This window comes from Streptomyces koelreuteriae (genome assembly GCF_018604545.1).
GTDB classification, from domain to species: Bacteria; Actinomycetota; Actinomycetes; order Streptomycetales; family Streptomycetaceae; genus Streptomyces; species Streptomyces koelreuteriae.
Genome location: NZ_CP075896.1, coordinates 6,229,941 through 6,242,723, shown reverse-complemented (window position 1 = coordinate 6,242,723; position 12,783 = coordinate 6,229,941). Strand labels below are relative to the sequence as shown.

9 protein-coding genes are annotated in these 12,783 nt (G+C 70.0%); 7 read left to right on the top strand and 2 right to left on the bottom strand.

Annotated features, from left to right (window positions below; translation table 11 throughout):
• Window positions 1–47 precede the first annotated feature (47 nt).
• Window positions 48–1,940 (top strand): hypothetical protein, encoded by a 1,893-nt coding sequence (locus KJK29_RS28090; RefSeq protein ID WP_215121963.1) that lies wholly within the window; start codon window positions 48–50, stop codon window positions 1,938–1,940.
• A 100-nt stretch (window positions 1,941–2,040) separates the two neighbouring features.
• On the opposite strand, the gene erpA is transcribed toward KJK29_RS28090, so the two are convergent.
• The gene (gene erpA / locus KJK29_RS28085; RefSeq protein ID WP_215121962.1) at window positions 2,041–2,397 is read right to left on the bottom strand and encodes an iron-sulfur cluster insertion protein ErpA; all 357 of its coding nucleotides are present in this window, start codon (window positions 2,395–2,397) and stop codon (window positions 2,041–2,043) included.
• A gap of 282 nt (window positions 2,398–2,679) precedes the next feature.
• On the opposite strand from erpA, the gene nadA reads away from it, so the two are divergent.
• From nadA to KJK29_RS28065, 4 genes are all read left to right on the top strand, one after another.
• Window positions 2,680–3,864, top strand: coding sequence for a quinolinate synthase NadA (gene nadA, locus KJK29_RS28080; RefSeq protein WP_215121961.1), 1,185 nt, complete (start codon window positions 2,680–2,682; stop codon window positions 3,862–3,864).
• 209 nt (window positions 3,865–4,073) lie between these two features.
• The gene (locus tag KJK29_RS28075) at window positions 4,074–5,522 is read left to right on the top strand and encodes an esterase/lipase family protein (RefSeq protein WP_215121960.1); all 1,449 of its coding nucleotides are present in this window, start codon (window positions 4,074–4,076) and stop codon (window positions 5,520–5,522) included.
• Entirely contained in the window at window positions 5,515–10,581 is a 5,067-nt protein-coding gene (locus KJK29_RS39215) for a tetratricopeptide repeat protein (RefSeq protein WP_215121959.1), read from the top strand. Before KJK29_RS28075 ends, KJK29_RS39215 begins: the two co-directional genes overlap by 8 nt.
• Complete coding sequence (locus KJK29_RS28065; protein ID WP_251057967.1) at window positions 10,578–11,282, top strand: CHAT domain-containing protein; 705 nt, start codon at window positions 10,578–10,580, stop codon at window positions 11,280–11,282. Before KJK29_RS39215 ends, KJK29_RS28065 begins: the two co-directional genes overlap by 4 nt.
• Before the next feature lie 13 nt (window positions 11,283–11,295).
• Here KJK29_RS28065 and KJK29_RS28060 read toward each other — a convergent pair whose 3' ends face one another.
• Window positions 11,296–11,592, bottom strand: coding sequence for a hypothetical protein (locus KJK29_RS28060; RefSeq protein WP_215121958.1), 297 nt, complete (start codon window positions 11,590–11,592; stop codon window positions 11,296–11,298).
• 166 nt (window positions 11,593–11,758) lie between these two features.
• Here KJK29_RS28060 and KJK29_RS28055 point away from each other — a divergent pair, with 166 nt between their 5' ends.
• Together KJK29_RS28055 and KJK29_RS28050 are read left to right on the top strand one after the other, a co-directional pair.
• Window positions 11,759–12,604, top strand: a complete 846-nt coding sequence (locus KJK29_RS28055; protein WP_215121957.1) for a helix-turn-helix domain-containing protein — start codon at window positions 11,759–11,761, stop codon at window positions 12,602–12,604.
• Window positions 12,583–12,780, top strand: a complete 198-nt coding sequence (locus tag KJK29_RS28050; RefSeq protein ID WP_215121956.1) for a DUF397 domain-containing protein — start codon at window positions 12,583–12,585, stop codon at window positions 12,778–12,780. Before KJK29_RS28055 ends, KJK29_RS28050 begins: the two co-directional genes overlap by 22 nt.
• Window positions 12,781–12,783: the final 3 nt, after the last annotated feature.

The following is a 12,783-nucleotide window of genomic DNA, read 5'->3' as shown; positions in this document are numbered from 1 at the left end:
CCGGTCCGGGTCCCATGGGACGGCTGTGCAGCCGAAGGAGCGATGCGGTGAACACCGAGCGACCCGACAACGACGACGACGCCAGGGAAGCGGGCGGCGCCGGAGCCGCCGACCCTGCCCGTGACACCGGGGGCGTCTGTGACGGTGAACGGGGTTCGGCGGACGCGCAGGACGCGACCGAGGCCGCCGAGCCCCGTGAGGCCGACACGCCCGGGGTCGCTGAGACGGAGCAGGACGCCGACGCCGATCAGGCCCCTGAGGCTCCCGCTCCGGAGGCATCCGAGGTGCGTGAGTCCGAGGCCCGTAAGGACGACACGGCCCCGGAAGCGGAAGCGGAAGCAGAAGGGGAAGCCGAAACAGAACCGGACACCGACGCGGACACGGCAGCGAAGGCCGAATCAGAAGCCGCCGCGACGCCGGACGACACCGACCCGCTCCGTGACACCGGCACGCCGGACAGCGAGCTGCCCCGCAGCGAGGAGGACCTGGTCCACCCGGGCGGCGGTCGGCCCCGGACGCCCGCGATCATCGCCTCCGTCGCCGCCGCCGTACTGCTGATCGGCGGGGGCGGGGCCTGGCTCGCCACCAACGTGGCCGGTGGGTCGGGCGACGGGCAGACGTCCGGCGCGCCCGGCGGGGACGACACTCCCCCGCCGCTGGCGCTCGACGGGTACTCGGATTCGACCTCCGGCGAGGGCAACGGCATCGCGCCCGGTGAACCCAACCCCTACGGCGCCACCTACAAGCTCGGCGGCGCGCTGCCGGACGGCCCCGGCGAGGCGCCGGTGTACCGGGCGCAGGGCGAGGTCACCAAGGAGGACGTGGCCCGGCTGGCGAAGGCCCTCGGGGTCGAGGGAACGCCGGTGACGCAGGGCGAGGCCTGGAAGGTCGGAGCCGGTCAGGACGGTTCGGGGCCGAGTCTCCAGGTGAACAAGCAGGCGCCGGGAGCCTGGACGTTCAACCGCTACGCCCCGGGCACCGACGACTGCAAGGGCACCGACACCTGCACGGCTCCGCAGTCCGGCGGCAGCCCGGTGAGCGAGGCGGAGGCCGAGAAGGCCGCGGCGCCGGTGCTGAAGGCGCTGGGGCAGGACGCCGCGAAGCTGGACGCGAGCCAGGTCATGGGCGCCCAGCGGGTGGTGAACGCCGCTCCCGAGATCGGCGGACTGCCGACGCACGGCTGGAACACCGGGGTCACGGTCGGCTCCGAGGGCGAGGTCGTCGGCGGCAGCGGTCAGCTCAAGGCGCCGGCCGAGGGGGACACGTACCCCGTGGTCAGTGCCAAGAAGGCGCTGGAGCTGATGGAGGAGCGGCCGACGAGCGATCACCGGATGGGCATCGGCGGCTGTGCGAGCGCCGTGCCGCTGAAGGACCGGCTGGAGGAGCCCTGCGGATCATCCGCGAGCGGCTCTCCCGGGCAGGGGCAGCAGGACTCCGTCACGGTCGAGGGCGCGGTGTTCGGACTGGCCTCGCACTTCGTGGACGGGCGCCAGGCGCTGGTGCCGTCCTGGCTGTTCGAGGTGACGGCGCCGGGGGCGAAGGACCCGTTCACGGTGACGTACCCGGCGGTCGACCCGAAGTATCTGACGTCCTCCGCGCCGAGCGAGCCGAGTGACAAGGCGACGTCGGCCCCCTCGCCGCGCGACGTCGAGGTGGACGGCTACCGGGCCGAGGGTGACGAGCTGACCGTGACCTTCATGGGCGGGGTGTGCGCCGACTACGACGTGAAGGCGAGCGAGAAGGGCGGCGAGGTGACGGTCGAGGTGACCTCCACCGCGTGGCCGGACAAGGTCTGCATCATGGTCGCGAAGAAGTTCCAGGAGACCGTGCGGCTGGACGAGCCGCTGGGTGACCGTGCGGTCGTGGACTCGGACGGCAAGGCGGTCCCGCTGGCCAAGGAGGGCGCGCGGCTGCCGGCTCCCCCCACGCGGGAGCGCTAGGACCGGCCCGGGCAGGTAGCGAACACGAAGGCGGCGGCCCCGTCGGAGGGGGCCGCCGCCTTCGTCATGTCCGCTGCCGCTCGGTGGCGGCCCGGCGGGCTCAGCTGAAGGAGTCGCCGCAGGCGCAGGAGCCGGTCGCGTTCGGGTTGTCGATCGTGAAGCCCTGCTTCTCGATCGTGTCCACGAAGTCGATCGTGGCACCGATCAGGTACGGGGCGCTCATGCGGTCCGTGACGACCTTCACACCGCCGAAGTCCTTCTCGACGTCGCCGTCGAGGGAACGCTCGTCGAAGAAGAGCTGGTAGCGCAGGCCGGAGCAGCCGCCGGGCTGGACGGCGACGCGCAGCGCGAGGTCGTCGCGGCCTTCCTGGTCGAGCAGGGTCTTGACCTTGTCCGCGGCGGCGTCGGTCAGGATGATGCCGTCGCTGACGGTGGTGGTCTCGTCCGATACGGACATCTACATCTCTCCCGGGTTGTACGGAGACTGCTTGCCGACGTGTCCAACCGGCGGGGCCGCGGATTCATTCCGGGCCGGGCGCTCGATTTACGGCTTCGTTTCATGCTCGCACACACGCCGGGAACCGGAAAACGGCTCATTCCCGGTCTTCCCGGGAATGAACGGCGGCCCACCGGGATTCACGTCACACAGACGCTATGGCCATCGTCAAAGTGACGTGAAGCAGTTATGATAGATAGCGTCATATCGACGAAAAGTCGCGGAACAGAAAGGGTGCGTGTCGTGACCACCGCCCAGCCCCAGGAGCTCGACGTACAGCCGACGCCCCTCGCCCTGCTGCTCCTCGGCCGTGAGGCCGACCCCAGGAGCGAGCGCGGCGTGGAGTGCCCCGGCGACCTGCCCTCGCCGTCCGACCCGGACCTGGTGGAGCGCGCCCGCAAGGCCAAGGAGAAGCTCGGGGACAAGGTCTTCGTGCTCGGCCACCACTACCAGCGCGACGAGGTCATCCAGTTCGCCGACGTCACCGGTGACTCCTTCAAGCTGGCCAAGGACGCCGCCGCCCGCCCCGAGGCCGAGTACATCGTGTTCTGCGGTGTGCACTTCATGGCCGAGTCCGCGGACATCCTGACCTCCGACGACCAGAAGGTGGTCCTGCCCGACCTGGCCGCCGGCTGCTCGATGGCCGACATGGCGACGGCCGAGCAGGTCGCCGAGTGCTGGGACGTGCTGACCGAGGCCGGGATAGCCGAGCAGGTCGTGCCCGTCTCGTACATGAACTCGTCCGCCGACATCAAGGCGTTCACGGGCAAGCACGGCGGCACGATCTGCACCTCCTCGAACGCGAAACGGGCCCTGGACTGGGCCTTCGAGCAGGGCGAGAAAGTGCTCTTCCTCCCCGACCAGCACCTCGGCCGCAACACCGCCGTGCGGGACATGGGCATGTCCCTGGAGGACTGCGTCCTCTACAACCCGCACAAGCCGAACGGCGGCCTCACGACCGAGGAACTGCGCGCCGCGAAGATGATCCTGTGGCGCGGCCACTGCTCGGTCCACGGCCGCTTCAGCCTCGACTCGGTGAACGACGTACGCGAGCGCATCCCGGGCGTGAACGTCCTGGTCCACCCCGAGTGCCGCCACGAGGTCGTGGCCGCGGCGGACTACGTCGGCTCGACGGAGTACATCATCAAGGCCCTGGAGGCCGCCCCGGCCGGCTCCAAGTGGGCCATCGGCACGGAACTGAACCTGGTCCGCCGCCTGGCGAACCGCTTCGCACCCGAGGACAAGGAGATCGTCTTCCTCGACAAGACGGTCTGCTTCTGCTCCACGATGAACCGCATCGACCTCCCCCACCTGGTCTGGGCCCTGGAGTCCCTGGCCGAGGGCAACCTCGTCAACCGCATCGAGGTGGACAAGGAGACGGAGGCGTTCGCGAAGCTGGCGCTGGAGCGGATGCTGGCGCTGCCGTAGCCCTTAGCCCTTAGCCCGTAGCGGGTACGAGAGGGGTGACGCCGACCGGCACCGTGCCCGGCGTCGCCCCTTCTTCACGCAGGACACAGGACGCAGGCCAGCGCGCATTTCATGTTTCGTGCGGACAGTTCCGCATTCCTCGTGTCCGGCCCGCTCTACCGTCATTACGCTGACCCCTCACAGCACGACGTGCACCATTCGGGGGCGGCATGACGACACAGCGCTGCCGGGTCGACGATCTCGTGGTCGTGGTTCCGGGGATCATGGGCAGCCGGCTGACGGACGCGGACGGGAACGAGTTATGGGGGCTCTCGGGAAAGGCCCTGCTACGAGGGATCAGGACCTTCGGAAAGTCCGTGACCCGGCTGGCCCTCCCGTCCGACCTGGGAGACGGCCACCCCGGTGACGGCGTCCGGCCCGCCGGGCCGATGCCCGATCTGCACGCCCTGCCCGGGGTCGGGCCACTCGTCGACGGCTACAACGGGCTGCTGGACTGGCTGGAGCGACACTTCACCCTGCGACGGCGGCTGCCGGGCGACGACCCTCGCACACCGGTGAACCTGGTGGACTTCTCGTACGACTGGCGGCTCTCCTGCCGGTACAACGCCGAACGGCTCGGCGAACGGGTGGAGGAGGAACTCGGCCGCTGGCGTGCCTCTGCACCCGGGCGGGCGGAAGCCAGGGTCGTGTTCGTGGCCCACTCGATGGGCGGGCTGGTGACCCGGCAGTACATCGAGATGGGCGGCGGCGCGGAGGTCGCCCGGCAGGTGATCACGCTCGGGACGCCGTACCGGGGCTCACTGGACGCCCTGCTGTACCTGGTGAACGGGCTGCGGCCGGGCTTCGGCCCGCTTCGGCTGAATCTGGCGCGGTTCGCCCGCAGCCTGCCGTCCCTGCATCAGCTCACCCCGGACTACGCGTGTCTGGAGGGTGGCGGCACGGACGCGGACAACCTCCGATACGCGCGTGAGGTCACCGGGCTCCCTGGGGTCGACGAGGCCCTGCTCAAGGACGCGGCGCTGTTCCATGCGGCGTTGCACGAGTCCCGGACGGGGGCCGCGTACGGGGTGGAGTACCTGCCGGTGAGCGGGGTTCTGCAGCCCACTCCGACCACGGCCCGGCCGGGGGACGACGGCCGGCTCTCGCCGCTGCTCACCATCGGCGGCGCGGACGAGGGCGGCGACGGGCGTGTGCCCCGTCTGTCCAGCGCCCATCTCACGGGCGTACGGCGACCCGCGTACACCCCGTGGGAACAGCACGGTTCGCTGCAGAACAACTCCGCCGTCCGCTGGGCGCTGTGGGGGTGGCTCACACCTGAGCTGCCGGTGCACCGGGGTCCGGAGGAGTACGCGGCGGCAAGGCCGCTCGGGGTGCGCGTGCCGGAGGTGCTGGCGGCAGGCAAGGCGGCGGAGGTCGAGGTGTCGGTCCCCAGGGACGTCCCCGGGCACGACGAGCTGGCGCTCGCCCTGAGTGTGGACGACGGCCCCGAACGCTCGCTGCGGAACCGGGGCGACGGGCGCTACACCGCTCCGCTCACCGGTCTCGCCCCCGGAGCCCACCGGCTGAGGGTCGGCGCACGGCACGCTCCGGAGGCCTCGGTGACGGCGTTGACGCTGGTGATGGGGCACGAGGGGGAAGAGGGCACCGAGGATGAGTGAGGCTCCGGAGTTCAGGGCCACCGCGCTGTGTGTGGTGTGCGAGTCGTACGACGACTCTCGTACCTTCCCTCAACTGGTGGGCGTCAAGGCGCAGATGGAGGAGATCGCCGGCCTCCTCGAAGGGCTGGGCTTCGACGTGCGGCTGGTGGGCGGGGGGAACCCGGACCGGGCGGCCTTCGACCGGGAAGTCGAGGAGTGGAGCGAGGGCTGGCGGCGCTCGGGGGGCCGCAAGCCGGCGTTGATCCTCTGGTCGGGGCACGGCGTCCTCGCCGACGACGAACTGCGGCTGGTCCTCAGTGATCTGAAGCCCGGCGACCATGTGGGGACGCGGAAGGTCCGGATACGCAGGCAGGGCGTGTCCACCGAAGAGCTGATCGGATACGCCGTCTCCTCGGATGCCGATCAGATCCTGGTGGTCGTCGACACCTGCTACGCGGGCGACGGCGTCGGGGACGGCATCCAAACCGCCCTGAAACACTGGTCCGAGATCTCCCTTCCGCCCGGCCGGACCAAGTGGCTCGGCAGCATGGCGAGCTGCCAGCGCAACGAGACGTCGGACGGCGGCGGACCGCTGCTGCGGGCACTGGCGGCGGTGCTGCGGGAGGGGCCACGCACGGACGAGTACCTGAGCGCGTGGAGCGCGCACAACGAGCTGGTCAGTGGGGTCGAGCTGCTGACGGCGCTGGCGACCAGGTGCGAGTCGGAGGGCCAGCGGCCCGCGCGTGGCACCGCGGGCGACGAACGACCGGCGTTTCCCAATCCTCTCGCCCGGCCGGGGACCGCGCCGACCCTCGTGGAGCACCTGGTGCTCGCCGCGCGCGGCGTGGGGCACCGGGAAGAAGGCTGGTTCTTCAGCGGACGGCAGCGCGTACTCGGAAAGATCATCACGTGGATGGAGGCGGCGGCTCCCGGTCTCTTCCTGGTCACCGGGCCCGCCGGGTGCGGCAAGTCTGCGGTGCTAGGACGCGTCGCGACGCTCGCGGACCCCGAGCAACGACAGGAGGCAGAGCGGCAGGGAGCCCTCCGGGAGGGTGACCCGGACCCGGGTGTACGGGACGTCCGGACCTTCGCGGCCGTGCATCTGCGGGGCCTGGACGCGACACAGGCCGCCGCGGAACTCGCCGCCCGGCTGGGGTTGCGCGAGCCGAGGAACGCGGACGCCCTGAGAGCCGAGCTGCGTGAGCTTCCGACGCTTCCCGTCCTGGTCCTCGACGGTCTCGACGAGGTGCCGGCCGAGCACACCCAGGGCGTGATCGAGGAGCTGGTCTTTCCGCTGAGCCGGATGCTCCCGGTGCTGGTCGGCTCCCGGGAACGGCCCTTCCGGGGCAGGCTGAAGGAGGGCGAGACCCTGCCGGACGCCCTGGTCCGCCACATCGGCGACAGCGTCACGACGGTGGACCTGGAGGCCGAGCCGGACACCCGGCGGGACATCGCCGAGTACGTACGGCGGCGCTGCGAGGCCGCCGAGGTCGACGGGGCCGGGGTCGCCGAGGCCCTGGCGGACCGCGCGACGGCACAGGACGGGGGGTTCCTCTTCGCCCGGCTGGTCACCGGCTTCCTCGTCGCACGACTCCAAGAGCCCGGGAGCCTCCGGGACACCGATGACCTGCTCGCCGGGCTGCCCGAGTCCGTGGAGGCCGCGTTCGAGGAGGATCTGCGTTCCGGCCCCCAGCGGGTACGCGACGACGGCACCGAACTCCCCTCGGCTGCGCGGGACCTCCTCACGGCGCTCGCTTGCGCCGCCGGCCGGGGCATGCCCGCGGGCGGAGTCTGGGAGGCGGTGGCCTCGGCGTTCGGCGGTCAGGGGGTTGTCTACGACGAGGGCGACCTGGACTGGGTTCTGTCCGCCTACGGCCGCTACATCGTCGAGGACGGTGCGGGCTCACAGGCCGTGTACCGGCTGTACCACCGGGAGTTCGTCTCACATCTGAGGAGGCGCGAGGGGCCCGAGGGGGCGGCCGCCGAGGTGGTCGTGCTGTGGGCGGTGGTGGACCTCCTCAAGCGGCAGGCCGAGGCCGGCGGCTGGGAGCGGGTCGATCCGTACGTACGGACCTGGCTGTCCCGCCACGCTGCGTGGGCCAGCGTCCCGGGGCCGGGCATCGACGTGCTGCGTGACCTTGTGGTGTGGGATCGGGAGAACGCGCTGCCGCATCTGGGGAAGGCGCTGCTTGAGGTCTCCGTCGCCTTGTCGGGGAACGCTCATCACACGGTTGCCGCAGAATTCGCTCGTGAGGCAACCGACATCTATAGGGACCTGGCTGACAGGGACAGGAGCTATCTCCCCGACCTCGCCGGATCGCTCAACAACCTCGCCATCTGCCTGGCCGAGACCGGAGACCGCCAAGCTGCCCTCGAACCCGCCCACGAAGCCGTACGCATCCGACGCCAACTCGCCCACACCAACCCCGCCGCCTACCTCCCCCACCTCGCCACGGCACTCAACAACCTCGCCAACCACCTAGCCCAGACCGGAGACCGCCAAGGCGCCCTCGAACCCGCCCACGAAGCCGTACGCCACTACACCCAACTCACCCACACCAACCCCGCCACCTACCTCCCCCACCTCGCCGGATCACTCAACAACCTCGCCATCCGCCTGGCCGAGACCGGAGACCGCCAAGCTGCCCTCGAACCCGCCCACGAAGCCGTACGCCACTACACCCAACTCACCCACACCAACCCCGCCGCCTACCTCCCCCACCTCGCCACGGCACTCAACAACCTCGCCGCAACCCTGGCCCAGACCGGAGACCGCCAAGGCGCCCTTGAACCCGCCCACGAAGCCGTACGCATCCGACGTCAACTCGCCCACACCAACCCCGCCGTCTACCTCCCCGACCTCGCCGGATCACTCAACAACCTCGCCAACCGCCTGGCCGAGACCGGAGACCGCCAAGGCGCCCTTGAACCCGCCCACGAAGCCGTACGCCACTACACCCAACTCACCCACACCAACCCCGCCGCCTACCTCCCCCACCTCGCCACGGCACTCAACAACCTCGCCAACCGCCTGGCCGAGACCGGAGACCGCCAAGCTGCCCTTGAACCCGCCCACGAAGCCGTACGCATCCGACGCCAACTCGCCCACACCAACCCCGCCGCCTACCTCCCCCACCTCGCCACGGCACTCAACAACCTCGCCAACCACCTAGCCCAGACCGGAGACCGCCAAGGCGCCCTTGAACCCGCCCACGAAGCCGTACGCCACTACACCCAACTCACCCACACCAACCCCGCCGCCTACCTCCCCGACCTCGCCATGGCACTCAACAACCTCGCCAACCGCCTGGCCGAGACCGGAGACCGCCAAGGCGCCCTTGAACCCGCCCACGAAGCCGTACGCCACTACACCCAACTCACCCACACCAACCCCGCCGCCTACCTCCCCGACCTCGCCATGGCACTCAACAACCTCGCCAACCGCCTGGCCGAGACCGGAGACCGCCAAGCTGCCCTTGAACCCGCCCACGAAGCCGTACGCCACTACACCCAACTCACCCACACCAACCCCGCCGCCTACCTCCCCGACCTCGCCGGATCACTCAACAACCTCGCCGCAACCCTGGCCCAGACCGGAGACCACCAAGGCGCCCTCAAACCCGCCCACGAAGCCGTACGCCACTACACCCAACTCACCCACACCAACCCCGCCGCCTACCTCCCCGACCTCGCCATGGCACTCAACAACCTCGCCAACCACCTAGCCCAGACCGGAGACCACCAAGGCGCCCTCAAACCCGCCCACGAAGCCGTACGCCACTACACCCAACTCACCCACACCAACCCCGCCGCCTACCTCCCCGACCTCGCCATGGCACTCAACAACCTCGCCAACCACCTAGCCCAGACCGGAGACCACCAAGGCGCCCTCAAACCCGCCCACGAAGCCGTACGCCACTACACCCAACTCACCCACACCAACCCCGCCGCCTACCTCCCCGACCTCGCCATGGCACTCAACAACCTCGCCAACCGCCTGGCCGAGACCGGAGACGAACCAGCCGCCATCCAGGCCTACACGGACACAGCCGCCGGGCTCGCTCAGGCCCACCCGGCCGCCGCACGCACGATCGAGTACGAGCGTGCGGCCTTCCAGCTCGGACGTCCCGAGCCCACGCGCGCGTTCGGTCTGCTGGGACTCATCCGCATCGTCAACGACGAAACGGCCGAGCAACCAGGTGAGATCGTCCTGCACGCCAGACAAATGATCCGGGCCCAGGCCCACACATCCCGTGACAGTCGCGAGTCTCTGGAGCACACGTGGCGGCAGGAGACAGACACCGCCACCCCGGACTGGCTGTCGCTCTCGGAGGACACTCTGAACCTGGTCGTCGAGTGGGCGAACACGCCCACCTGGACGGACAGCCGGACCTTCTGGTCACGTCACGCCGACGCCCTCGGCGCTGACGAAGCCGCGACAGCATTGGCGGAGTTCGCGCTCGCTTGGCCGGTCGCCGAGCAGCACCAGCGCATCAGGGAACTGGTCCTCTCCGAAGGCATGGACGCCGTCTTCTCGGCCCTGATCCTCCGGGACACGCTCTCAGGCTGGTTGGAGTGCGAGGGCTGGGACGACTCGAAGCGCTTCTTCCAGGAGAACAGCGAAGTCCTCCTCAACGAGTCCGCAGAGAAGGCCCTCACCGAAACCGACGACGTCACCCCTGGCGTCGCGGTTCACCCGGCTCTCCTGCGCATCGCCCGCTCTGAGGACATCGACACCGCGTTCCAGTGCGTCCAGGACCGAGGCGCCCTCCAGCGGCATGTTCTCCGTGCTCTGAACGACGGTGACGCCCAGGCACTCGCGTACGGCGCCGCCATCGAAGGCTCGGTCTTCAACGACGCGTTCTCCTCCGCCACCCACCACCAAGCCGCCCTCCTCCTCGCCGGCGACCCGGAGTCCCTGGACCTGGACGCCCTCGCCGAGGCGGCGTCCGAAGCAGACCCGGAGACCCGCAACCGGCTCACCTCCGAACTGGCGGCCCTCGCCACCCGCTCCCCCGACCCGCAGCACACCGCTCACTGGTTTCGCCTGGTGCAAGCCCTTACCCAGACCCGTCCATGACACCGGTGTACGTGGTCTGCCTGGTCCTGGCAGCCGCCCCCGCTCTCCCGAACGCGCCCAACGTGCTGGAGGAGCACCGCGACATCCAGCAGAGCATCACGTACTCCCGCTACGGCCACACCGTCCGGCTGGACACCCTCCCAGCCGCCCGCTGGGACGACCTGACCCAGTACCTGGCCGACACCACACCCCAGGTACTCCACTTCGCGGGGAGGGGTACACCCGACAGCGGCCCCCGGTTCGTCACCGACGACGGCGGTGAGGCACCGGTCGCCCTGGACGGCCTGCGTCGCTGTGTCACCGCTGCCACCGCCAACGGCCTTCATCTGCTCGTCCTGAACGCGTGCTGGACCGCCCACCTTGCCAAGGAGTTAAGCGACGCCGTTCCCGCCGTCATCGGCTGGCAGGCCGAGGTCGCCGACGTTCACGCACGCGGCTATGCACGGGTCGTCCACCGCAATCTCGCCGCGGGCGAGTCCGTGGCCAAGGCCCACGGGACCGCTCGCATGATGCTGGACCTGGCCGGTTGCACGAGCCTGCCGACGCTGCACACCGGCGATGGGCGCATCCCCGAGGCACACTTCCTCATCGGTCCGGAGGCACGCTCCGTACCCCGACGGGAACCGCTCAGCCTCCGCTACCAGCAGTCCGGCGCCCACCTGCGCAAACCGCGCTTCCGCCCGCCGCCCCCACAGTTCTGACCAACCACCGGGCTCATTCGCCCGACAGCCGCGCGCCCCGGCTCGCCGCGATCCGCAGCGCGTCCGTGAGCGCCTCGGCGAGTCGTTCACCCGCAAACCTCAACTCCCTGCCGCCCACCGCAGGTTCACCGAGGAGCGACCTGGCCGCGGTGAGGACGTACGCGGCCGAGTCGAGCAGTTCGGCCTCCAACTCGTCGGCCATGCGGGAGAGCCGGCTGCCGTCGTCGTCCGTGCTGAGGTAGCACGGGCGTCCGTCCGGAGTGGTCCATGGCAGCAGTCTCAGGGGCGCACCCGTTCCGTCGCGCATCATCCGCCGCTCCTTTCGAACCCGTTCCGCTGACAGGCGTGAACACCGGTGATTACCGTGTGTGCCTCCATCGTCGCGCTGCGGCATACGTCCTCGACAGGAGCGCCGCGTCCCGGGACCGAGAACGGGACATCCATAGCAACCTCAACGGCTACAGAGAGGCCAGACCATGGCGTTCAAGCCACAGACCCTCACCCCGTACCTCTCCGCGCGCCACTACTTCGGCGCCGAGCAGCGCCGTCACCGTGAGGCCGCGAGGCTCTCCCTCGTACAGCTCGCGGGCATCGTGAACTCCAGCAAGAGCACCCTCGCCCGCATCGAGACCGCCGAGTTGATGCCTCCCCCGGACCTTCCCGACCGGCTGGACGCGGCGTTCGGCACGGACAAGCACTTCCACGGGCTGTACGAACTGGCCAAGCGGGAGGCGCATCCGGATCAGTACCGGCGGTTCATGGACTTCGAGGCGCAGGCGGAGGTCGTCGAGAACTTCGTAGCGCAGGCGGTGCCAGGGCTGTTGCAGACCAAGGAGTACGCCCGCGCGCTGCTCAGCGTGCAGGAGGCCCTGACTCCGGAGCAGGTGGACGAGCGAGTCAACGCCCGACTCTCCCGGCAGGACCGGCTGCGCTCGGCCGAGCGTCCCCTGCGCTGGGCGATCATCGACGAGGCGGTTCTCCGGCGAAGCGTCGGCAGCGCAGAGTGCATGCACAAGCAACTGGCCCGGTTGCTCGAACAGGTGGATACTCCGGACAGCAAGGTCCAGGTGCTGCCCTTCAGTTCCGGCCCGTACTCGTTGATGGGCGGCACCCTGACTCTGCTGACCCTTCCCAACGGCTCCGCCATGGCCTACGAAGAGGGAATCCGGGTCGGGCATCTCTACGAGGACCGAACCTCGGTGAAGGAATGGCGACGGCAGTACGAGGTGCTGCGCGCCAACGCCCTCCCTCCGGCCGCTTCGGCGGAGCTGATCCGACAGGCGATGGAGGACCACAAGCCATGCGACACACCCCCGAACTGAACTCCGCCCGCTGGCGCCGGAGCAGCTACAGCAACACCAACGGGGGCGACTGCGTCGAGATCACCGAGGACTTCCCCGGCGTCGTCCCCGTCCGCGACAGCAAGAACCCCCACGGCCCCGCACTCGTCGTCCCGGCCACCGCCTGGGACACGTTCGTCACGTCCCTCAAGGGCTGAAGT